23 protein-coding genes are annotated in these 23,232 nt (G+C 42.9%); 9 read left to right on the top strand and 14 right to left on the bottom strand.

The features are described from left to right. Positions 1–197: 197 nt before the first annotated feature. The 8 genes from FE810_RS01960 to cutA form a co-directional block, all read right to left on the bottom strand. Positions 198–881 carry a PEP-CTERM sorting domain-containing protein gene (locus FE810_RS01960; RefSeq protein WP_138318356.1) on the bottom strand — a complete coding sequence of 228 codons (684 nt, stop codon included), beginning with the start codon at positions 879–881 and terminating at the stop codon, positions 198–200. Between the two features lie 811 nt (positions 882–1,692). Further along, on the bottom strand, positions 1,693–2,397 hold the full coding sequence (locus tag FE810_RS01965) for a hypothetical protein (RefSeq protein WP_138318357.1): 705 nt from the start codon (positions 2,395–2,397) through the stop codon (positions 1,693–1,695). Positions 2,398–2,748: 351 nt separating this feature from the next. Further along, positions 2,749–2,913, bottom strand: coding sequence for an oxidoreductase-like domain-containing protein (locus FE810_RS01970; RefSeq protein ID WP_138318358.1), 165 nt, complete (start codon positions 2,911–2,913; stop codon positions 2,749–2,751). A gap of 124 nt (positions 2,914–3,037) precedes the next feature. Continuing rightward, the gene (gene accC / locus FE810_RS01975) at positions 3,038–4,384 is read right to left on the bottom strand and encodes an acetyl-CoA carboxylase biotin carboxylase subunit (RefSeq protein ID WP_138318359.1); all 1,347 of its coding nucleotides are present in this window, start codon (positions 4,382–4,384) and stop codon (positions 3,038–3,040) included. A gap of 23 nt (positions 4,385–4,407) precedes the next feature. Further along, on the bottom strand, positions 4,408–4,851 hold the full coding sequence (gene accB / locus FE810_RS01980; RefSeq protein ID WP_138318360.1) for an acetyl-CoA carboxylase biotin carboxyl carrier protein: 444 nt from the start codon (positions 4,849–4,851) through the stop codon (positions 4,408–4,410). 19 nt (positions 4,852–4,870) lie between these two features. Next, positions 4,871–5,323, bottom strand: coding sequence for a type II 3-dehydroquinate dehydratase (aroQ, locus tag FE810_RS01985; RefSeq protein ID WP_138318361.1), 453 nt, complete (start codon positions 5,321–5,323; stop codon positions 4,871–4,873). A 317-nt stretch (positions 5,324–5,640) separates the two neighbouring features. Beyond that, positions 5,641–7,527 (bottom strand): protein-disulfide reductase DsbD, encoded by a 1,887-nt coding sequence (locus tag FE810_RS01990; RefSeq protein WP_138318362.1) that lies wholly within the window; start codon positions 7,525–7,527, stop codon positions 5,641–5,643. Continuing rightward, positions 7,527–7,844, bottom strand: a complete 318-nt coding sequence (cutA, locus tag FE810_RS01995) for a divalent-cation tolerance protein CutA (protein WP_138318363.1) — start codon at positions 7,842–7,844, stop codon at positions 7,527–7,529. The genes FE810_RS01990 and cutA overlap by 1 nt, the downstream gene beginning before the upstream one ends. A 117-nt stretch (positions 7,845–7,961) precedes the next feature. On the opposite strand from cutA, the gene FE810_RS02000 reads away from it, so the two are divergent. The 4 genes from FE810_RS02000 to FE810_RS02015 all read left to right on the top strand — a co-directional run bounded on the left by FE810_RS02000 (position 7,962) and on the right by FE810_RS02015 (position 11,741). Continuing rightward, complete coding sequence (locus tag FE810_RS02000; RefSeq protein WP_138318364.1) at positions 7,962–8,465, top strand: FxsA family protein; 504 nt, start codon at positions 7,962–7,964, stop codon at positions 8,463–8,465. Between the two features lie 120 nt (positions 8,466–8,585). After that, the gene (locus FE810_RS02005; protein ID WP_138318365.1) at positions 8,586–8,876 is read left to right on the top strand and encodes a co-chaperone GroES; all 291 of its coding nucleotides are present in this window, start codon (positions 8,586–8,588) and stop codon (positions 8,874–8,876) included. A gap of 117 nt (positions 8,877–8,993) precedes the next feature. Continuing rightward, the gene (gene groL, locus FE810_RS02010) at positions 8,994–10,643 is read left to right on the top strand and encodes a chaperonin GroEL (protein ID WP_138318366.1); all 1,650 of its coding nucleotides are present in this window, start codon (positions 8,994–8,996) and stop codon (positions 10,641–10,643) included. A 453-nt stretch (positions 10,644–11,096) separates the two neighbouring features. Beyond that, positions 11,097–11,741, top strand: a complete 645-nt coding sequence (locus tag FE810_RS02015) for a hypothetical protein (RefSeq protein WP_171022204.1) — start codon at positions 11,097–11,099, stop codon at positions 11,739–11,741. 322 nt (positions 11,742–12,063) lie between these two features. Here the strand turns inward: FE810_RS02015 and FE810_RS02020 are convergent, their stop codons facing one another. Next, positions 12,064–12,816: a sterol desaturase family protein gene (locus tag FE810_RS02020; RefSeq protein ID WP_138318368.1), complete on the bottom strand. Its 753-nt coding sequence runs from the start codon at positions 12,814–12,816 to the stop codon at positions 12,064–12,066. 163 nt (positions 12,817–12,979) lie between these two features. Between FE810_RS02020 and FE810_RS02025 the strand changes: the two genes are divergently transcribed. Together FE810_RS02025 and FE810_RS02030 are read left to right on the top strand one after the other, a co-directional pair. Next, the gene (locus tag FE810_RS02025) at positions 12,980–14,980 is read left to right on the top strand and encodes a transcriptional regulator (protein WP_171022206.1); all 2,001 of its coding nucleotides are present in this window, start codon (positions 12,980–12,982) and stop codon (positions 14,978–14,980) included. Positions 14,981–15,154: 174 nt separating this feature from the next. Next, on the top strand, positions 15,155–15,658 hold the full coding sequence (locus FE810_RS02030) for a DUF3016 domain-containing protein (protein ID WP_138318370.1): 504 nt from the start codon (positions 15,155–15,157) through the stop codon (positions 15,656–15,658). Between the two features lie 9 nt (positions 15,659–15,667). Here FE810_RS02030 and FE810_RS02035 read toward each other — a convergent pair whose 3' ends face one another. From FE810_RS02035 to epmB, 3 genes are all read right to left on the bottom strand, one after another. Beyond that, positions 15,668–16,537 carry a transporter gene (locus FE810_RS02035; protein WP_138318371.1) on the bottom strand — a complete coding sequence of 290 codons (870 nt, stop codon included), beginning with the start codon at positions 16,535–16,537 and terminating at the stop codon, positions 15,668–15,670. Positions 16,538–16,604: 67 nt separating this feature from the next. Beyond that, a complete protein-coding gene (locus FE810_RS02040; protein WP_246036853.1) occupies positions 16,605–16,925 on the bottom strand; it encodes a hypothetical protein in 321 nt (106 codons plus the stop codon). A gap of 315 nt (positions 16,926–17,240) precedes the next feature. Then, a complete protein-coding gene (epmB, locus tag FE810_RS02045) occupies positions 17,241–18,266 on the bottom strand; it encodes an EF-P beta-lysylation protein EpmB (protein ID WP_138318372.1) in 1,026 nt (341 codons plus the stop codon). A gap of 90 nt (positions 18,267–18,356) precedes the next feature. On the opposite strand from epmB, the gene efp reads away from it, so the two are divergent. From efp to FE810_RS02060, 3 genes are all read left to right on the top strand, one after another. Further along, on the top strand, positions 18,357–18,926 hold the full coding sequence (gene efp, locus FE810_RS02050) for an elongation factor P (protein WP_138318373.1): 570 nt from the start codon (positions 18,357–18,359) through the stop codon (positions 18,924–18,926). 165 nt (positions 18,927–19,091) lie between these two features. After that, complete coding sequence (gene epmA / locus FE810_RS02055) at positions 19,092–20,063, top strand: elongation factor P--(R)-beta-lysine ligase (protein ID WP_138318374.1); 972 nt, start codon at positions 19,092–19,094, stop codon at positions 20,061–20,063. 158 nt (positions 20,064–20,221) lie between these two features. Beyond that, positions 20,222–20,602 carry a MerC domain-containing protein gene (locus tag FE810_RS02060; RefSeq protein WP_138318375.1) on the top strand — a complete coding sequence of 127 codons (381 nt, stop codon included), beginning with the start codon at positions 20,222–20,224 and terminating at the stop codon, positions 20,600–20,602. Between the two features lie 124 nt (positions 20,603–20,726). Here FE810_RS02060 and glnG read toward each other — a convergent pair whose 3' ends face one another. Together glnG and glnL are read right to left on the bottom strand one after the other, a co-directional pair. After that, on the bottom strand, positions 20,727–22,124 hold the full coding sequence (glnG, locus tag FE810_RS02065) for a nitrogen regulation protein NR(I) (protein ID WP_138318376.1): 1,398 nt from the start codon (positions 22,122–22,124) through the stop codon (positions 20,727–20,729). Continuing rightward, positions 22,121–23,206 carry a nitrogen regulation protein NR(II) gene (gene glnL / locus FE810_RS02070; RefSeq protein ID WP_138318377.1) on the bottom strand — a complete coding sequence of 362 codons (1,086 nt, stop codon included), beginning with the start codon at positions 23,204–23,206 and terminating at the stop codon, positions 22,121–22,123. Before glnL ends, glnG begins: the two co-directional genes overlap by 4 nt. Positions 23,207–23,232: the final 26 nt, after the last annotated feature.

A 23,232-nucleotide genomic window follows, 5' to 3' on the forward strand; every position in this document is an offset into this window, starting at 1 on the left:
CATACGATTAATATTTCGAAATTGTCTGACGGTGTAAAATCTTTGCAAGCTATCGCTTACGATACGCAAGGAAATAGCACAGAAACGGTGGAAATGAGCATTCGCACTGAACGGTAAATAAACACCCGGTTCAACACCAAACCGATATACAAAAGCCCCGCAAGGGGCTTTTTTTATGACCGCAGAAAGTACCAGTGTTAGCTGTATTTTCTACGACCTGCGACAAGACCTAACATACCCAAAAACATTAGAGCAATAGTGCCGGTTTCAGGCACTTCTTGTGGTGGACCTGAAGGTGGTTGAGCACTATTGTAGAACGTTAGGTGTGATAGTCCGGCTTGATTTCCGCCATTATTTAATGGCGTTGACCAGGTACCAGTGGTAACGGATACCGCTGCTTGCATACAAGAGTCTGTAAAGGCTCCGCCTGCACAAGCACTTTCATCGCTTACATACCAAAACAGATTAAATCCATTCCCAGCTTTTGCTGCCCAATATCGAATGCTTGGGTCGCCTTGATCTGGATCATATGTCCAGGTGCCTTCTTTGTTGCTATCACTAAGAAGCGAAAATTCCCACTCATCACCATCGATAATGTCTTTATATCGTTCACTAATATCGCTAGTGGCGGATAACTCAGCATTAAATTTGGCGATAACAGGAGATATCAATCGTTCACTGTCAGGTGCAAACACCCAACATGAAGAAAAACCCGTATAGACTGGATCTTGATTCTTGAAATAGGTTCCGCAATCATTACCGCTAATTTTTGTCGACTTCAGCGTTAACGGTGTTGCATTAGCTGATGTTGAAAAAAATACAGGGATCATTGCTAGTGGGATGACAGCCTTTAAAAGACTTTTTATTGAAAAAGAGCTCATTGCTTTTCCTTTAGGTGTTATTTTTGTTAATTGTTTCCGGTGATTTCCGAAATTCCATGCCTCAATCCTGCGGGCACTAAACGTGAAGCACAAAGCATGCCCAAAAATAAAATCCCAGTAAAAACAGTTGCTTATCGATTTGATGGGTGGTCTACTCTTTTGGTTTGTAAAGGAAGCTGACAGTATTGATCATGCAGCTAGGGAAGTCGGTATTTATGTAATGAGCATGGATTATTAAGATCAAAAAAGGTTACAGATATGTTGATTGTAGATTTGGGGAACGCCGTATTTTCCGCTTTCGAAGGATAGTAGATTTTAAAGGTAGTAAAAACTTGCTGCTTGTTTAGGCATTGCAATCCTATTCATAAGATATTTTTGAAAATTGGCATTGATATTAGTGGGTTCGATAACAATTTTATGTAATGCATTTTTCATGCGCGCGAACATTATAATGCGGGCTTATCTTAAGTCATTCATTTCCCGAGTATTGAATCATATTACGCCAGATCTTAAGTTTGGTATCGACATGAGGTGTCTTAAGCAAAACCTACTTATGACTTTAACGCTATATAGGTTGGAGGGCGAGACATCGGTGCGGATGCCCTATGTTAATCTCATGCTTTTGGTGGATAGAGTCTCCTCAGAGTTAGACAGAGATTTCACTCATGGATACTGCACTGTGACTGTCTCTCGCCCATTAAAAGACAATGATGGCACCTTACCTAGAAGCTTTGCGCATTTGTAAAACGGTAGTGCACGTTTTCGCACAAACGCTGAGTTGCTCCTGAGGTACGCCAAGTATGAAGATTAATCAGTATTTATTGTTAGGCCTAAAGCGGTGCAGGCCAATAATACAGGAAATGCTTAATAGAAATAGGGGGAGACTACTTCCCAACGGTATTTTTTCCGAAGGTGGCAAACCTGAATCATAAAAGGTGATATGTGATAAATCTTTTCCTCCCGTATCCCATTCACCTTCGGTAACCGTTTGTGCAGCGCTCATACAGTCAAAGGTGTTAATCTGATCCTGGGGACTGCAAAACGCTTCAAAATCTTCCGGTGACACTTCCCAGTAAAGGGTAAAACCATTGCCGGCTTTCGCTACCCAAAAGCGGATGCTTGGGTCGTCTTCTCCGGGGTTGTAATTCCAATTACCGGTCATGTTGCCATCAATTGTCCATTCGTCGCCGTCAATACTGGGAAACATATTCGAACTGTCATCTAGTTCAGAAAATGGCGGTTCGAATTTTCCTATTACGGGAGAAATAAGCTCTTCAGGGAGATCTTCAGCAAAGATCCAGCAATCATCAAATCCTCTTTGCTCAACGGAAACACCTGATCGCAGAAAGTAGCTTTCTTCAAAGTTCGAACTGTTGGGGTTGAAAACTCCTGAACAATCATTGCCATCAAAATCTAAGGATACGAGTGTCGCGAAAGCGGATTGAGTCGACAGTGCAATGATTAAAATCGAAGCGGTTAACAATTTTTCGACGATTGAGCGAGTAATCGGTTTCATTATTGTTCCTAAAGTTGCGGTTCACATCAATTGAATGTTCTTCCCATCAAAGTTTATTCCTTCGATAGGGTATTTTGTTTGGTGCTCCATGCCACAACTATGCGGAACAAATAGTTCGTCATACTCTAGTATAGTAATTGTTTTTAAATTAACAGGTTGGAGATCTTATTTTATTGAAAGCGAAACTATGCACGCTTTATTGTCTGTGGGTGGACTGGGGTGCACTGGCTAAACGGCGCAGCCATAAAGCACCTTAGTTGAGATGTAATAAACAAGGTGAGTAAGACCTCAGCAAGAGAAGTAAATTTCAATTACGCGAAATATATTCATCATCTTGAGTCTCAAAAGGAGCTAACTTGATTCTGTTGCTTGACGTTCACTTTGCTGAATACGCCACTGCTGTAATTTTTTATAATAAAAATCCCACACACAAGGATCGCAAACGCCACTTTCGCAGCATTCACCGTCACCCGGCGGTTGTGGTTTATCTTGTAAATTTTCAGTATTTTGCGTCATAGAAGTTACAGGGTTGATTATTTGTGCGAATTCTACCATAACGTCAAGTTATATGGCTTTTTCGGGTATAAAAAAACCCTGCAAGCAGGGTTTTTACAATATCGGCTTGTTACTTAAAAGCAACTTACTTTATGTCAGCAAGCTTTTTCTCAAGATAATGAATATTGGCGCCACCGCGGGCAAACCCAACATCATTCATAATGTCTTCTTGCAAGGTGATATTGGTTTTAATGCCGTCAATAACGATTTCATTTAACGCATTTTTCATTCGTGCAATGGCCACTTCCCGGGTTTCACCGTAAGTGATCAATTTACCGATCATGGAGTCATAATGTGGTGGCACAGAATAATCCGTATAGACGTGAGAATCCCAACGAACCCCTAACCCACCCGGAGGGTGGAATCGCGTAACTTTACCCGGTGACGGGATAAAGGAACGAGGATCTTCGGCATTGATACGACATTCAATCGCATGTCCATGAACCTTGATGTCTTCTTGCTTAATGCTGAGTTTTTGACCACTGGCAATGCGCAGTTGTTCTTTGATCAAGTCAACACCGGTGATCATTTCCGTAACCGGATGCTCTACCTGGATGCGAGTATTCATCTCGATAAAGTAGAATTCACCATTTTCGTACAAAAATTCAAACGTACCGGCACCGCGATAGTTGATTTCAATACAGGCATTACAACAACGGGCGCCAATTTCAGCACGCAATTCTTCACTGATGCCCGGTGCAGGTGCTTCTTCTACCACCTTTTGATGGCGACGTTGCATTGAACAGTCACGCTCGCCTAAGTGGATAGCGCTGCCTTGACCATCGGCCAGTATCTGAATTTCAACGTGACGTGGGTTTTCAAGGAATTTTTCCATGTAAACAACATCATTGTTAAATGCGGCGCGAGCTTCAGCTTTGGTAAGTTGAATCGATTCAAGCAGATCTGATTCTTCACGGACAACACGCATACCGCGTCCGCCACCGCCACCTGAGGCTTTGATGATTACTGGGTAACCAATGCGACGACCATGAGCCAGGTTTAACTCGTCGTCTTCGGTTAGCGGACCATCAGAACCTGGTACACATGGAACACCAGCATCTTTCATTGCATGAATTGCGGAAACTTTATCCCCCATCAAGCGGATGCTATCTGCTAATGGTCCAATAAAGGCAAAACCAGAGTCTTCTACTTGCTCAGCAAAATCGGCATTTTCCGCCAGAAACCCATAACCAGGATGGATACCATCGGCATTGGTCACTTCTGCTGCGGTAATAATGCGTGGAATATTTAAATAACTGTCGGTCGCTGCGGGTTTACCAATACAAATGGTTTCATCAGCCAATAAAACGTGCTTCAGGTTTTTATCGGCAGTGGAATGCACGGCAACGGTTTCGATACCCAGTTCTTTACAAGCTCGCAATATACGCAGAGCTATTTCGCCTCGGTTGGCGATCACTACTTTTTTCAACATGGAATCAGCCTTCCTTTGAGAACTTATTCAATTACGAATAGTGGTTGGTCAAATTCGATTGTATCTTCGTTTTGCGCCAAGATCTGTTTGATTACACCAGACTTGTCCGCTTCAATTTGGTTCATCATTTTCATGGCTTCAACGATACACAGAGTATCACCGGCATTTACATGCTGACCAACTTCTGCAAAATCTGGCGCATCCGGAGATGGCGCAGCATAGAATGTACCGACCATCGGAGAGCGAACCACGTGACCGCTTAGTTCCGCGCTTGCTGGTGCTGATTCAGCCGCTGGCGCAGCAACTGGCGCAGCAACTGGTGCAGGTGCAGCAACGTATGTTTGCGGAGCTGCTACTGTGCTCGCACGACTAATGCGTACCGACTCTTCACCTTCAGCAATTTCTAGCTCGCTGATGCCTGACTCTTCTACGAGTTCGATCAATTTCTTAATTTTACGAATATCCATAACAGTACCTTATATCTCTTTATTTATTCTGTGCTAACAATTGTGCGGCGGCGTCTAGCGCCATGGCGTATCCTTGGGGGCCACATCCACAAATTACCCCTTCGGCAATATCCGAAAGGTAGGAATGATGTCTAAATGGTTCGCGACTGTGAATATTGGACAAGTGCACTTCAAAAAACGGAACATCAATACTCAGTAAAGCGTCTCTTAATGCCACACTAGTGTGGGTAAACGCTGCTGGATTGATAATAATACAATCGGTTTTTTGATAAGCTTGATGGATACGTTCAATCAATTCGTGTTCTGCATTTGATTGAAAATGATCCAGTGCAACATTCAGGTCTTTAGCTTTTTCCGATAGAGAATCAATGATATCTGTCAACGTTTGATGGCCATAAATTTCGGGTTGACGAAGACCCAAACGATTTAAGTTGGGTCCATTGATTACGAGCACATTATGTTCTGTAGTCATTATTCTCTAACTTCCTGAATTTTAAGGTCCTTAGACGAACCATTTCATATCTATGGTTATTCAACATGAAAAATGATGAAAAAACCATCAGAAATTGAAATTATCTGCACATTATAGAGAGTTCGAAGAATATAGCACCAAAATACTGGTCTAATCACCGAAGTTCGCAGTAAATTAACCTTTGATTTCGAGGGTTTGGCGAATTTTTCAGGCTTGGCATACCGCTAGGAAATCCTCATAAACAGGCGTTGTGAGAGGTAAGAAAAGGGCACTTTGCGGTCAATGGTAGCAAAATACCCTTAAAAGAAGGTCAGGGATTAATTGAAAATTTCATTGATATGAGTGGAAAATTTGTCCGCATTCATAAATCCGGTAACGCGGTTTTTATCGAGTTCGCGTCCGGTTTTATCAAAAAATAAAATCGATGGTAAGCCGAAGACGTCATATTCTTCCATAAACGCTAAACTATCCGGATTACCCAAATCGGTAAGATCCGCCTGCAGCATCACTGTGTTGTGCAGTGCTTGTTGTACCGAAGGTTTGGGGAAAGTTTTTTGCTCAAACTCTTTGCAGGCAGCGCACCAATCGGCATATAAATCGAGCATCACCGTTAGTCCCCCTGCATTGGCTTTTGCAATTTCGCGATCCAATTCATCCAAGCTTGCCACTTTAATAAATTCTTTATGGCTCGCGGCGGCTTGTTTCAATGGTGCATCAAATAACGTTTGATAGGCCAATTGACCGCCTGAAAACAGCATTAGAAAGATAATTAACGAGCGAATGCCGTAACCAAACGTTGCGGGAGACTTGCGATTGTCGTTATTAACTACATAGAAATAAGTCGCACTACCTAACAGCAGCGCCGCCCATAACAAATTGGCAACCGTTGCAGGAAGCAGGCGCTCAAGTAAGAAGATAGGTACGGCAAGTAACAGCAAGCCAAACACGCTTTTTATCACATTCATCCAATTACCGGCTTTCGGTAATAACTTACCGCCAGAGCTACCAAGAACCAGTAGGGGTAAACCCATTCCCATGCTTAGAACATACAAAGCGGTAGCGCCAAGGACAATATCGCCGGATTGAGCAATGTAAATTAAAATGCCGGTTAAAGGCGCGGTTGTACATGGCGATGCCACCAGCCCGGAAATCGCCCCCATGACAAAGACTGAGACTAATGAGCCGCCCCGTTGTGAACTGCTTAACTGATTCAGTTTTTGTTGCCAGGATGACGGCATCGATAAATTAAATACGCCAAACATGGAAAGCGCTAACACCACAAACAAAATACTCAGACCGATTAGAATCGCCGGATGTTGAAATGCCGCCTGGAACTGCGCCCCAGCTAATGCCACCACGACGCCGAGAATGGTGTAGGTAATTGCCATACCCTGTACATAGGCCATCGACAGCGAGAATGCTTTTCCTGTTGATAGTTTGTCTCCCTGACCGACAATAATACCGGTCAGGATCGGGTACATGGGAAAGACGCAAGGAGTAAATGACAATAAAATACCTAAGCCAAAAAACGTTAACAGAATTAATGCGAAATTTTTCGACGTAAGCAGGGAAGCCAATTCAAACTGTTCGCTGTCCGAACCGTTTGCCGCTGCCTGCTCTGTTGAATCCGGTAAAACGTTTTTCGACGAGTTGTTAATGCTGTCGACATTATTGCCGATGATAGCTCCGAGAATTGCGGAGCTGTTTCCCTGTTCGTTATCAGCGTTATCATTAACCCCATTACCCGACCCAACAGCACTCAGAAAAATTACTTTTTTTGTTGGTGGGTAACACAGGCCTTTTTCCGCACACCCTTGGTAGGTCAATTCAATCGAGCTGTTATCCGTTGCTGATTCGATGGGGATATCGAATTTGAGCTTTTGATAATATACCTGTTGTACGCCGAAAAACTCATCTTCGTGTTCGCGACCTTGTGGCAAGGTTGGTTGTTGAAATTCTGCACTGTCACTTTTAAATACCAGCTTTTCCTTGTAAAGGTAATACCCTTCGGCAATGTTGAAATAGACCTCAACACTGTTGCCCTGCTGATTAAAATCAAACTGAAATGCCTGATCAACTTGGAGAAATTCATCCTGGTTGGAAAATAACGAATCCATTGAGGTATCGAATGGAGAGTTCTGAGCTTGCGTACTTGTGCCAGTAACACAGAGAGTCAAGATTAATAAACGAAGTAGAGCGCGCATTATTGTTTTGTCACCATTGAGTCTATCCAGTTTAAATAAGCCTCATTACCTTGCTGGATATCCAGGGCAATAATTTCTGCTACATCATAAGGATGCAAAGCCGTGATCCTTTCTTCTATTGCTGCAAACAAGCTGTGGGTTGATTTGATTATCATCATCACCTCCTGATCTTGTTGTCGCTCCCCTTGCCACTGGTAAACAGAAGTTACCGAGTCTTGAATATTAACGCAAGCGGCAAGTTGTTCATCAACCAGTGCATTCGCGATTGTTAATGCGCTGTTTTTATCGGGGCAAGTACACAAAATAATTTGATACATAGGGCACTAGAAATTGGTTTCTTCAGAGCTATAGTTTATCTCAGAAGAAACTCGGTTGAAATAGACCAGAAAACCCCCATATATGTTTCACTTTAACGGTAATTTGTTCCAGTCATTATGTTTCGAGTGTTATTTTTACTTTTTATCGCGGTTCCTGTTGTAGAAATCATGTTGCTGATTAATGTGGGCGGCATGCTTGGCGCTTTGCCTACTATTTGTTTGGTAATTATTACTGCATGGCTTGGAGCCACGCTGGTAAAGCAACAAGGGATGTCGACGATGCAGTCAATGCAGGCGAAAATGGCCAACGGCCAAATGCCATCGGATGAGATCATCGCATCGGTGTTATTGCTGGTTGCTGGCGTTACCTTACTCACACCAGGATTTTTAACGGATGGGTTAGGGCTCCTGTTATTGTGGCCGGTTTCACGTCAATGGCTGGTCAACAAGTTAAAGCCCCATATCGTTGCCAAGCAAGGGCAGAGCTTTGGTTTCCAACAAGGTTTTGGTGATTATCAGCAGCCTTCCAAGGACTTTGATGCCGACCCATATACTCAGCCCAAAGATCTTAATTCAAATCAGTCTTCGACATTGGAAGGTGAGTTTGAACGCAAAGATTAGTGAACAAAACTTTTTTTGAATTTTTTTTGTTTTTCACTTGAGAGTCACTTTTTAACCCCCATTTGAAATACATAAACTTATATTGTTGTTATTTATTAAAAACCAAATCAGGAGAGATTAATGAGCATTCGTCCTCTACATGACCGTGTGATCATCAAACGTCAGGAAGTAGAATCAAAATCAGCTGGTGGCATCGTATTAACAGGTAGTGCCGCTGAAAAATCTACTCGCGGTGAAGTTATTGCTGTTGGCAATGGCCGTATTTTAGAAAACGGTGAAGTTCGTGCCCTGGATGTAAAAGTTGGCGATAACGTTATCTTCAGCGAAGGCTATGGTGTAAAAACTGAAAAGTTAGACGGTGAAGACGTATTGATTTTAAGTGAAAGCGATATTCTGGCGGTTGTTGAATAATCGTTGAGTTCACGCTTTCTCTGACTAAACATAATCGTAAGTACCCGATGTAAAAAGAAAATGTATTGATCAATTGTCAAAACAGCCGGGTCAAACAAATAATTAAAGGAATCTATCATGGCAGCTAAAGAAGTATTATTCGGAAATGATGCTCGCGTAAAAATGTTAAACGGTGTCAACATTCTTGCTGACGCGGTAAAAGTTACTCTTGGTCCGAAAGGCCGTAACGTGGTTTTAGATAAAAGCTTTGGTGGTCCAACAATCACTAAAGATGGCGTTAGTGTTGCCAAAGAAATCGAACTTGCAGATAAGTTTGAAAACATGGGCGCACAAATGGTGAAAGAAGTTGCCTCTAAAGCCAATGACGAAGCCGGTGACGGTACGACAACGGCAACCGTTCTGGCACAATCAATTGTCACCGAAGGTTTGAAATCGATTGCGGCCGGTATGAACCCGATGGATCTTAAGCGCGGTATTGACCAAGCGGTAATCGCAGCGGTTGAAGAGCTAAAAGGTTTGTCACAAAAATGTGCAGACAATAAAGCCATCGAACAGGTTGGTACTATCTCTGCAAACTCGGATACAACGGTTGGTCAAATCATTGCAACGGCAATGGAAAAAGTTGGCACTGAAGGTGTTATCACCGTAGAAGAAGGGCAAGCACTTACCGATGAGTTGGACGTTGTTGAAGGTATGCAGTTCGACCGCGGTTATTTGTCTCCGTACTTCATCAATAATCAAGAAAGTGGTGCAGTTGAACTAGATAGCCCATTCATTCTTTTAGTGGACAAGAAAGTTTCTAATATCCGCGAACTTCTTACTACGCTTGAAGCCGTCGCAAAAGCAGGCAAGCCGCTTCTTATCATCGCCGAAGATGTTGAAGGCGAAGCATTGGCCACCCTAGTTGTGAACAACATGCGTGGTATCGTAAAAGTTGCAGCAGTGAAAGCCCCTGGTTTTGGTGATCGTCGTAAAGCAATGTTGCAAGACATTGCCACGCTAACCGCAGGTACCGTAATTTCTGAAGAAATTGGTATGGAGTTAGAGAAAGCATCTTTGGAAGATTTGGGTCAAGCCAAGCGTGTCGTTATCTCTAAAGATAACACCACCATTATCGATGGTATCGGTGATGAAGCTGAAATCCAGGCGCGTGTTGCGCAAATTCGTGGTCAAATTGAAGAGTCTACTTCGGACTATGACAAAGAAAAACTTCAGGAGCGATTAGCGAAACTTGCTGGCGGTGTCGCGGTAATCAAGGTTGGTGCAGCCACGGAAGTTGAAATGAAAGAAAAGAAAGCTCGTGTTGAAGATGCATTGCATGCAACTCGCGCTGCCGTTGAAGAAGGTGTTGTAGCCGGTGGTGGTACAGCGCTAGTTCGCGTAGCTGACAAGCTTAAAGCCCTTGAAGGTGCAAATGAAGACCAAACTCACGGTATTAATGTTGCGCTTCGCGCAATGGAAGCACCACTTCGTCAAATCGTATCGAACTGTGGTGACGAAGCCTCAGTCGTGCTTAATGAAGTACGTAATGGCGAAGGTAACTATGGTTACAATGCGGGTAACAGCACTTACGGCGATATGTTGGAGATGGGTATCCTTGATCCGACTAAAGTAACGCGTAGTGCATTGCAGTTCGCTGCATCTGTTGCTGGCCTAATGCTAACTACCGAAGCTATGGTTACTGAAGTTAAGGAAGATGCACCAGCTGCGCCAATGCCGGATATGGGCGGCATGGGTGGTATGGGTGGAATGGGCGGTATGATGTAAACTATAAGTACTTTTTAAGTTCTTGTAAATCAACCGCTTACAAACCCACCTAGACAGTGGAAGGGACAATATTCTAGACAGTTTAATAGACAGTCTACGATACGTCCCTTTTTTTATATCTGCATATAGCGCAAACAACAATTCAACCGATGAAGCTTACTCAAGCGTAATCACTAGATAAGCGGGCAGAGTCCTACTTTGCTCTGGTTGAACCCAAACAGCAAAGGACTACTATCGACCGTCTCTACTTCCCTTGTAGCCACTTGGCTTTAACTGCGGGTACACGAACCGATATTACTAGAATTCAGCTTTAAGCTTTACCTAAACCCGATAAATGAATTGCGAGCTTTGAAATTATCTGACAACCTTATGCGAGCAATCTTGATTGCTTTTCTGAGGATGCTAGATCGGTGTCTGCATAGTAATAAGAATAATGTAAGGGAAGTTATGTGTTTGAATTTAAGATTTTTAATTTTGCCAGCTTTGCTATCGCTTGCGGTTGGATGTTCTGGTATGAATCCGAGAACAGTTACTCCAGAAGATAATCTATCTTCTATCAAGTTAGAAAAAGATTATATCTTCATGGCTGAGTACGCTACCGGAGTTAAGTATGAATATACGATTAAATCAGGTATTTACGAACCTGCTGGCCTTGATTCAAAAGGGGTATATTACGGTGGGAGTCCTAGCTGCATAATAACAAAGGTCATCGAAACGAGTTGGGTATTGACCGAATCTTTAAAAGGGAAAGTTTTAGGTACGGCAGACTGCGGAGTTTACGTACCAAATAATAAAAAATCATTGAAGGTATATACCGTTATTGGAACTAATGAGGCCTGGGGTAACTCTGAACCAACTACTATTGAATCACAAAAAGTATCAACATCTACCTTTACTGAACATTCAATAACTCCAGGAGGAGCTGCTGGCGTAGGTATAGGTGTTGGCGTAGTTAATGCACTAATAGAAGCAGAAAAAGGACGTTTTACATTCGTACGAAATCAAAAGATAACAAGCGAATTAATTGAATCCATAAGCTTTCTAACAAAAACCAATCAAAACGCAGAAGACGCTTCACCAATAATTCAAACAGATTAAGGTAATGCCATTTGAATTTAAAGACTACCTGCGGTGACAAGATAGCTGCAGGTAGTGGGTAGCTTAATAGTATATGTATTGACCATTTATTTAGTTAGAAAAATCTGAGGCCACACCTCGACCCTAACTGAGCCGCCATCCCCCCATAATCCGCACCGGATTATCAATACGTTTATAAGCCATTAAAACCTTATATACCTAAAAGAGCGATGCTTTAGCATCGCTCTTTTTTTTCGCCTTTTTTATTATTTTTTTCAATTTCCATTCCCTGTACGTAGCTGGCTTAGTTGCAGTGCGGTGCTTCATTCCTGTCTAGGGCTGACTATTTCTGCCGTGCCACATCTTTAAACATCAATATTTCTTTGGTCTTTAATGACGAGCCGTTATAAAAGCCAATTTCGTCAGCATAGTTTTTTGGGTTTTTAAATGTGCCAAATAGCATGTCAAAAATCGGTAATTCAGAATAATTGTAATGATGCACGCCTTTTTGATGATGCACAGAATGGCTTTCCGGGCGTTGGATGAGATAGCCCAGCCATTGTGGCGTGTGAATATTGGTATGGGTAAATGTTTGTAAAAACATGGTGATGTATAAAAAGTACGACGTTGCCTCAGGAGAAATTCCCACAATCACATTTAAGCTAAAGCTGCCGACAAACGTAAAGCCAATAATATCTAACGGGCTAAAATAAAATGCTCCGAAGACATCCAAGCGCTCGGCACTATGATGCATCTGATGACAACCGCGCCATAACCAAGTGTTCTTGTGTAGACAGCGATGCCAAACGTACACCAAAAATTCAAACACAAACACCGCGAAAAACGTACTGAGATATATCGACAGTTCGGATAAATCGAGCAATTGGTATTGACCAAGATATTGATCCCAAACCAATGGTAAGTAGCTTGATAGATAGAAATACAGTAGGAAGAATCCCAGAGTTTTCGGTATCCAGCCTTTTATTGGTTTTAAGTTTTGAGCGGGAAATAGGGTTTGTAATAGGATAAGACCGAAATAAATCAAAATTAAGCCAAGAGAGATCGGATCAAGTAGCACTTCCAGCGGGGTAGGCATAAATTGTTCCTATTGCGTTTATGTCATTATCAGGTAACGTTAAGCATGAAAGATTATTGATTTTAAACAATAATCTTAGATAACCATTGCCTAATGGTTGAGTAACAATTCAATCACGCTCAACTTTGTCCACTATTCGTGGTAATTAATTAAGGAAATTTTGGTGATATATCGCTTAACGAATATTGATATCGACACCAGTAAATTTGAGGTAAGAGTTGACGGCAAGCGTATTCATGTCGAACCGAAATTATTCGATTTAATTGCCTACTTGATTAAAAACCGCGACCGAATCATTAGCCGGGAAGAGTTGTTTCAGGAGGTTTGGCTCGGTCGCGATGTTTCCGATACAACTTTGAGCAACCATATTAACAGTGCCCGTAAACTTCTCGGAGATAATGCAGAAACTCAGCAGGTGATCAAAACCATTCGTTCTCGGGGTTATCAATTTATTGGCAACGTAGAGGATCCCAAGAAATTAGATGATCAAAAAGAGACAGCAGTCAGTTCTTTGCTAAAACCTTTAGAGACACTGTCAGAAACAACGCCAGCACTAATATCAGAGCTAAAACCAGAGCTAAAACCAGAGCTAAAAACAGAGCCTGTAGCGATACCTGAGAAAGCTCAACAATCGCATTCATTATCACTAATGGGCCATTTATTCACCAAGTCAACATGGATGTTTTTAGTTGCAATTGCCTTGGTTGCGGTCGTTTTATCTGTACTGAACACCAAACCGGCGCAGGACAGTGAAACCTTACCTTACCTATTAGTTGTGCCATTTTCGGTTTCAAGTCATGAACCTCGGCAATGGCAGCCGTTTGCCGATCAGCTCACTCGTGAATTGATTCAGGATTTGCGGAAAATATCGGCGTTAAAAGCACTACCCCCTCCGTCATCGTTTGCATTTAAGAAAAATAAACACCGAGACTATATTCGTAGTCAATTGCCCGATGTCGATTATGTTCTCGATGGTGTGGTGAGCGAAGCGATGGATGGCTCCATACAGATCACCGCAGAAGTTGAACACCTTGCAAGCGGGCGCCTTATATGGAATGGCGATTTTTCGGTTAATCGAGATCAAAGTAGTGTGTTTGCCATCCAAAATGAAATCGCTTCCGCGGTTTCTGACGCTTTGCAGGTGTTGTTGGTCAAGGAAGAAAAACGAGCGCTGGCCCATACACCTACCCAAGTTCCCGCAGCCCATAAACTTTATACTCAAGGACAATTTCAACTCTCGCAGATGACCCATCAATCGGTGTTGAATTCAATCCAGCTTTTCAATCGAGCCATTGTGTTAGACCCACAATATGAGCAGGCCTATTTTGCCAAATCCAATGCCTACCGCTTGTTAATGACGACCTATGAACCACCAAAAGATGTGTTTCCTAAAGTGGTTTCTTCGGCAACCGATGTATTGACATTAAGTCCCGACTCAGCCGAAATCAAATCGTCTTTAGGCCTAGCTTATGTGCATGTCTGGTTGTGGAAAGACGCGTGGAAAATGTTAAATGAGTCCTGGCAAGCTGACAACACAATCGCCAATACCCAACTGGGATTTGCGCTTTATTATTCGGCAATAGGGGATTCCAATCGCGTTAAGCAAGCGTTAGCAATGGCGGATAAACTCGACCCCTTAAACCCGGAAATTGCCGATTGGGGGATTTGGGCGTTGATGATGGGGGATGATATCGAAGCGGCAGTTGCTTTTGCTCATCAGAAAATTAATCTAAATCCCGAGTTACCCCATGCCTATACGGCGCTAGCGGTCGCTGAATATATCCGTGGTGATTTGGACAAAAGTTTGAGTATGGCCGAACAGGGGGTAAAACTTAGCCACGGGGAGCCCTATCACAAAATAATTTTGGCGCAGGCCTATGCGGCCAAAGGTCGTGTCAAGCAAGCGGAAACATTGCTGCTTGATGTCGAACAGTTAGAGCAATATGTATGCCCCTATGAAACCGCTATGGTTTACCTGTTACTCAAGGACACAAAACAAGCGTTCCAGTATTTTGATAAAGCGCTAGACAATAAATCTAACTGCCTGATGTTCATCCGTAATGATCCCAGGCTGAAAACGCTTAAAAATGATCGACGATACTTGTCATTGTTAACCGCAGTTGGCCTTAATGATGATGCGATTGGACACCTGATAAACAAATAATGCACAGCAAAACTTTTAATCGCAGAATTTAGTGGCTTTAACTCAGCTTAAGGGCTTTTCCTGTAAAGGTTTCGTAAAGAGGTGCTATGGCGTAAACTTTTGCGTAAATCGTCGGTCTTAATTGACAGTGATATCACAACGACTTGAGCTAAATGAGATTCTACCGGAGTCAATATGAAAAAATTAATCACGTTAATCATTACTACCCTAAGCTTGTCTGTTTTCTCAACTTACTCAAATGCAGGGACGGCAGAAACTGAGTGGGTAGAGCCTGAAAAATTTGTCGATGTAAGGCCTGCAAATGGAAGTCGCGCTAAGTTTCGTGAAACAACATTTAATCAGCTAGAAAAGCATTTTCAAAAGCGCGCTGCTGAATTACCGGAAGATCAGCTATTGAAACTAACCTTTACCGATGTGGATTTAGCTGGCGATGTTAAATACATGGTGGGACCCAGTAATAATAATTATCGTGTGATTGAAGATCTGTATTTCCCGCGTCTTAAATTTAAATACGAGTTGTTGGATGCAGATAAAAATGTGCTCAAAAGCGGTGAAGAAAACATCAAAGATATGAATTTTATGAATGGCGTTCGCAGCAGTCGTAGCAACGACCCTTATATTTATGAGAAAAACCTGTTTGATGACTGGTTTTATAAAATCATCAAACCCAAAGCGTAGCGAGGATAGTTACAATCGATAAGTCCATGCAATGGTCGCGGCATTGGTATCATTACCCAAACGGGTGGTGATACCGGTATTCAATATCAGTTTTATACTATGGTGCCTGTTAAGGGAGTAACGATAGGCGATTCCACCGCGGACGTTGGTCTCTTTGAGGCCGGATGGCTGACCATCGATGTATGTGTCACCACCGCCAAAATAATTGAGATCCAGAGCTAACCAATGGGCCGGACCAAGATCGTAAACCAGGTGAAATTGCAGGTTATATACGTTGTCCTGACTCAGCGTCTGCGTGCCCTGCAGTTCATCATTGTCCTCAAAGAAAAACGCCGATAACGCCAAGTCTACTTCCCAATTGCCCAATGGGATTGTCGCACCGATTTCCGGTTTTATGTACCAGCGATTAGAGCCGATATTTAATAACTCATCTTTTACGTAATGACCGTTAGGCACGTTGACCTGGACGCTGGCGCCAATTATCGTGGTTTTTTGATAACTGAGGAAATCTTTTGCAGAAAGCGCCGGCGACCCGAAAAAATTGTAAGTAAATTTCAACTTAGTATCGGCAAATCCACAAAACTTTCGTGTCGTGATCTGCCCTTGGAAAATCGCAGAGCCATCCCCGCAAGACGTAGCAAATACTGCATCGAATTTTGCCAATTTGTCGTCGAGCGCAAAAGTGCGACTAAATTGTCCTGCCCAAGTCGTGGTTGTTAATCGAAAATCTTCAATCGGCAGGCTTGACGATGTATAAACATCACCATCCGAGTATATATACATACCGGTAAAAAATGTCTGATCAATTGGAATATTTAAATAGGAACGAGGCTCAAGATCTTGGCCTTGAGCCCGAAACACGATAAGTAAAAACAACAAATAGCAAAACTTGCAGCGTACCAAGATGTAATCCTGTTTTAATGAAATCAGGCGTTAACTACTGCATTTAGCCTTTGTTTGTGTAATGACTCTCAAATTCCGTTAATACTTTGAAAAGCTGCTCAATTTTTTTAACCAGCTTGATTAATAATGGCTTAGATTTGCTTTGTTGCCAAATCAATAAATCATCGGCGATTTCTTCGATATAGGGTTGAAACGTATTTGCTTTACGATCAAACGGAGAGTCGGCACTAAAAATCTGTGAAAACTTTGCCTTGTCCTCACTTCTTAGCTGCTGCAAAGCACTGTCAGCGACGATTGAACGCTTGAGTAATTGTGAGATATTGTCGATAAGTTGTTGTTCAACGGGATCGGCCATGATTTGCATTTCACTTGCTTAAATTTGCCGTGGATTATGCCAGATTATTACCAATTACGATAGGGTTGCGAGCAATTCAGAATGCCAGTCGAGGCATTTATACAAGGCGTTGTTATTTTTAGGAATGGTGATTGCATTGTAAAGAACAACAAAGACAATATACTCTTGCATTGTCATCTTACCCTACGTCCATGCAGGGCAACGCAAGAGAAATGTCTGTCGGGCATTGTGGGCGAATATGAATTGTTTTTATCGCTTGGTCTGGCATTAAAATTTTGGCTACCTGCCGGGTTTAATCAATCGATTTAAATATTCGCGAAATGATCAATCTACTTTCGTAATTGGTATTAGTGTCTTGTTAGCTTCACCGGCGATTTCTCTCACCAGTTTTGGCATTAAGAAACCAGGTAGCTGAGCCATCATTTTCTGAGCAATCCTTTTTGCTTCGTCATCACCCACATCAAAATGCGCAGCGCCTTGTACGGCGTCAAATAAATGCAGATAATACGGTTGAATACCAATATCAAACAATGCCTCGCTTAACTGGCACAACACTTGAGCACTATCGTTAATTCCCTTTAATAATACACTTTGATTAAACAGAGGAATAAAGGCTTTCCTGAGCGGCTCTATCGAGCGAGTAAATTCATCGTCAATTTCATTGGGATGATTAATGTGAAATACCATTACCGCTTTGAGGCGTGACGCTTTAAGCAAATTGACTAACTCAGGCGTGATCCGTTGCGGAATGACTACAGGTAAGCGGCTATGAATTCGCAAACGTTTAACATGCGCTATCTTTTCTAATTGAGTGACTAACCAGCTCAGATGTTCATCGGATGCCATCAGGGGATCGCCGCCGCTGAAAATCACTTCATTGATCTGGGGATGGGTTGCGATGTAATCCAGAGCTTGCTGCCAGCGTAGCTTGTTAGGGCTGTTGTCCTCATAAGGGAAATGACGGCGAAAACAATATCGGCAATTTACCGCACAACCGGATTTTACAATCATTAATACTCGGTTTTGATATTTATGCAGTAAACCTTCTGCAACGGTATCGTGCTCTTCCAAAGGGTCGGTGCTGTATCCGGACACATGCTCAAATTCCAGATCCTGGACCATCACCTGTTTGAGCAATGGATCATTAACATTGCCTTTTTCCATGCGCTGGATAAATGGACGAGGTACCCGAAGCGGGAAAAGCCGGCGTGCACAAAAGTGCTTTTCCTGAGTCTTTTCGTCGATTTGCAGCATTTGCAAAAGTACTCTGGCATCGGTGACCACATTGGCCAATTCTTTTTGCCAACAGGCGTGTAAATGATCGTCATTTAAGTGTATTATTTGCGGCATTAATAATCTCTGCTTAGCGTTCACGTTATGCTACGTTATTTGTATAACGTTAAGTGAATCGTTTAAAAGCACCGTTTACAAGAGAACCCTATGGCTAACTTTAGTACAAATGAATTTAAAGCCGGTCTGAAGCTAATGATTGATGGCGAGCCGTGCAACATCCTAGAAAACGAATTAGTAAAACCGGGTAAAGGTCAGGCTTTTAACCGAGTTAAAATTCGTAAACTAATCTCCGGTAAAGTTTTGGAAAAAACCTTTAAATCCGGAGAGTCAGTTGAAGGCGCCGACGTCATGGAAACAGATTTGGCGTATTTATACAATGACGGTGAATTCTGGCATTTTATGAATAATGACACCTTTGAGCAACTAGCAGCGGATGCAAAAGCCGTTGGTGACAATGAAAAGTGGCTAAAAGATGGTGATATGTGTGTCTTAACTCTGTGGAATGGTACTCCAATCACAGTCACACCACCTAACTTTGTTGAACTGGAAGTGACTGAAACGGACCCCGGCCTTAAAGGGGACACCGCAGGAACGGGTGGCAAACCTGCAACTCTAGTAACAGGTGCGGTAGTGCGTGTTCCTTTATTTATTCAAATTGGCGAAGTCGTCAAAGTGGATACTCGTAGCGGTGAATACGTTTCTCGCGCGGGTAAATAATCAAGCTAACAATCAGATGATTTGTAAAAAAGGGAGCGAAAGCTCCCTTTATTGTTTGTTGCGTATTGTTTGATAGGTATTGTTTGATATGTATTATTTGTTACGTATTGTTTTATAAGTGCTTATCAAGCGCATTCCGAGAAGTCTGGCAAGAGCGAGTGTATTATGTGGCAACCTTCAGCAACGATTGAAACGTTAAAGGTAAGGGCGGACTTTATTGCTCAAATCCGTCGATTTTTTGCGGAACGTAAGGTACTGGAAGTGGAAACACCGGCGCTGAGTCAGGCAACGGTCACCGATATTCATTTACAAAGCTTTACGACCAAGCTGGCGGCGACGGTGAGTGATGACAATCAAGCACAAGCCTTATATTTACAAACATCGCCGGAATTTGCGATGAAACGTCTGCTTGCTGCAGGCAGCGGCGCGATATTTCAAATCTGCAAAGCTTTTCGCAATGAAGAACAGGGGCGCTATCACAACCCCGAATTCACAATGCTCGAATGGTATCGCCCCGGTTTTAGTTATTTACAGTTAATCGATGAAATAGATGAACTGGTGTGTTGTTTACTGGGCACGGAATCGGCCCAGCTCATTTCTTATCAACAAATATTTATCGATATCTTGGGCATTGATCCACTTACCGCATCGAGCGAGCAATTAAAGCAAGTGATTAGCAAGCATCAGCAAATGTCGGACTGGCTCGAAAAAGAAGAAGATATTGATACCTTATTGCAGTTTATGTTCGCCACCTTTATCGAGCCATCGATAGGACAAGAGCGGCCTTGTTTTATTTATCATTTCCCTGCCTCTCAGGCGGCGCTTGCCAAACTGGCGCCAGCAGACAAGCGAGTCGCTTGCAGATTCGAGTTATATTATCGCAATATGGAGCTGGCGAATGGTTTTGATGAATTGACTAATGCGTCAGAACAAAGACTCAGGTTCGAACAAGATAACCGTCAACGTAAGGCACGGAATCTGCCGGAAAAACCCTTGGATGAGCGTTTATTAGCGGCACTGGAGCATGGCTTGGCTGATTGTTCTGGAGTTGCATTAGGGATTGATCGCTTGTTAATGCTGAAATTGAATAAAACCGAGATTAAAGATGTCCTGAGCTTTGATTTACATCGATGCTAACCCTGAATTTTAAGGCTTCGCGATAACGCCGTTTACAATTTAAATGTGTGATACTATCACTTTTGTGATATTATCACTGTTTAACAATTAACCTTTCCAAGGTCGCAGATACCCAATTACCGGGTTATTGCTTATTATTGGGGCAGACTGAGAGTTACATGCTTGATCGTTTAGGCATTACAGCAACGTCATTGTGCGCGTTGCATTGCATATTATTACCCGTCTTGTTACCTTCCCTGTCGCTTTTAGGCCTCGGGTTTATTGGTGATCATGAAGCGGAACATTGGTTTTTATTTGCAACCTTGCTGCTAGGCTCCATTGCGCTTTTCTCTGGCTTTAAGCGTTACCACAAAAAAATCTATCCGTTTTATCTACTGTTTCTCGGCGGATTTATTTATTGGCACAAACATAGCGTCGATGAGGCGTTGCAACCGATGATGGTAATTATTGGTGCAGCCTTGTTAGTGGCGGCTCATCTGGTGAATTTAAAACTGTGTAATAGTTGCCGTAGTTGCCAGTCTCAAAGCTGTGACTCTTAATCGAACTTCCCTCTGCAAATTCCATCACCTTTGCAAGCTGAGAACTTATTTTTTCATATCGCAATAAGTTCTCGATGCTCAGAGCTAAAAACCACAATAAACTCACCGCAAAGCGCAATTAGCGTTATTGTAAATCTTTCAGTTTTCTTGTTAACGTATTTCTTCCCCAGCCCAGTTTTTTCGCAGCTTCCTGTTTGTGCCCGTGGGTAAAATGCAAGGCTCTGTCCAGGCAGATACGCTCAAACTCAGGTAACGCTTCTGAAAGAATATCCATACTCCCTTTCTTAAGCTGATCATCCATCCAAAGTGAAAGCTGGCTTTGCCAGTTGCTGGCATTATTACCGCTGGAGCTGGTGACAGTGGTAAGCTCTTCCGGTAAATCGCTGAGTAAAATCTCTTTGCCTGAAGCCATCACGGTTAAATATCGACAGATATTCTCCAGTTGTCGGACATTACCCGGCCAGTCGCAGGTCTGCATAAACTTCAGCGCTTGAGAGTCAATGCTTTTACACTCTACTCCCAGTTCATCGGCGGCTTTAGAAAGGAAATTCAAAGCCAGTTGTTCAATGTCTTCCTTGCGCTCTTTCAAGCTCGGTAACTGAATGCGAATGACATTTAAACGATGGAATAAATCTTCTCGGAAATCGCCACTATGCACCAATTCCTCAAGGTGTTGATGCGTTGCGGCAATAATTCGAACATCCACCTGGATCGGGCTGTGACCACCAACCCGATAAAATTGTCCATCTGCCAGAACTCGCAATAGTCGAGTTTGTATTTCTAAAGGCATATCGCCAATTTCGTCAAGAAACAGGGTGCCGCCATGGGCTTGCTCGAAGCGTCCCTGACGCACTGAATTGGCGCCGGTAAATGCACCTTTTTCATGGCCGAATAATTCCGACTCAATAAGATCTTTTGGAATCGCTGCCATATTCAGAGGAATAAAAGGCGCGTCTTTTCGGGGACTATGACGATGTAGTGCATTGGCGACTAACTCTTTACCGGTACCAGATTCACCATTGATCAAAACACTTATGCTTGAACGAGACAACCGCCCGATGGCACGAAAGACTTCCTGCATTGCTGGCGCTTCGCCGATGATGCCGACGTCGGTGCCTCTTTGCGAACTTTTTGCCTTTTTCGCAGATTGCTCCTGTGAATGGGTTAATGCCCGTTTGATCAGCGCCTGAGCTTCATCGATATCAAATGGTTTTGGCAGATACTCAAAAGCGCCACCCTGATACGCATTAACGGCACTATCTAGGTCTGAGTGGGCGGTCATAATGATAACCGGAATGTCCGGTGCATTCTCATTAATCCGGCTTAGCAAGGTCATACCATCCATTTGTGGCATGCGAATATCAGAAATAATCACTTGTGGTTGACTGATTTCCAATGCCGTTAAGACATCCATGGCATTACTGAATGTCGCAGCAGATATATTTGCACCTTTGAGTGCTTTTTCTAAAACCCAACGAATTGAGTTGTCATCATCGACTATCCATACTTGTTCTGCATTCATTGATTCGGTCTCTTTGGTAAAGGCAATATAATCGAAAATTCGGTACGTCCGGGGTAACTGTGGCATGCGAGCTTGCCATGGTGTTGATGTACCAGTGTTTGTGCGATGGAAAGCCCAAGGCCAGTGCCGCTGGCTCGGCCTGATACCATGGGATAGAAAATTTTGTCCTGTAATGAGGCGGGGATACCCGGGCCGTTATCGATAATGGAAATCTTAATCGCCAGTTTTACTTTTTCACCGTTGATTGTTTGATTGGTCGCGATCCTGGTTTTCAATACGATTTGGCCATCTTCATCGAGTACTTGTAAGGCATTGCCGACGATATTTAGCAAGGTTTGCTGAAGCTTCTCGGGATCGACATCGATTTCCGGAATCGACGGGTCATAATCTCGAATAAAACGAACGCCTTTGGCATTATCATACTTTTTTAACTGGTAAACGGTTTCCAATACTTGATGAATATTCATCGGCGCAAGCTTAGGCAACTGGTTAGGCCCGAGCAGGCGGTCAACAAGGTTGGTTAAGCGATCGGCCTGCTCAATAATGAGGGATGTATATTCTTTTTGCTCCGTGGATAACTCGCGATCGAGCAATTGTGCCGCCCCACGCAAACCGCCAAGCGGGTTTTTAATTTCATGGGCCAGCCCACGAATCAAATCACGGGCCGCTTGCCATTGTTGCTCCTGGAACATTTCCGTATTGATCTGTTTTTGTTTATCAATTTGTTTGCACTCAAGTAGCACACGAGTTTTACCGTCGATACGAATCACCGACACAGAAACTTCCAGGGAGATACGGGAACCATCGATCAATTCAAGAATCACATCTGAATCGGTAAAGTCCTGACCGGTGCGAACGACTTGAGCTAAACGTTCCACATCTAATGAACAATGAACAAAGCATTCGACAAATGGCGCATCTAACAGTCGATTTAGGCTTTTATTGAATGTTGCTTCCGCAGACGGGTTTAGATATTTGACTTCCAGACGATCATTCAATACCACAACAGCTGTGCCTAATTGTGACACGAGTTGTTGTTGATAATATTGACGAATTTCTTTTAATTGGGTTGAACTGTGCAATCGCTTCTCCGTTTGCACCAATGTGG

The sequence above is a fragment of the Thalassotalea litorea genome (assembly GCF_005843925.1).
Lineage (GTDB): Bacteria > Pseudomonadota > Gammaproteobacteria > Enterobacterales > Alteromonadaceae > Thalassotalea_A > Thalassotalea_A litorea_A.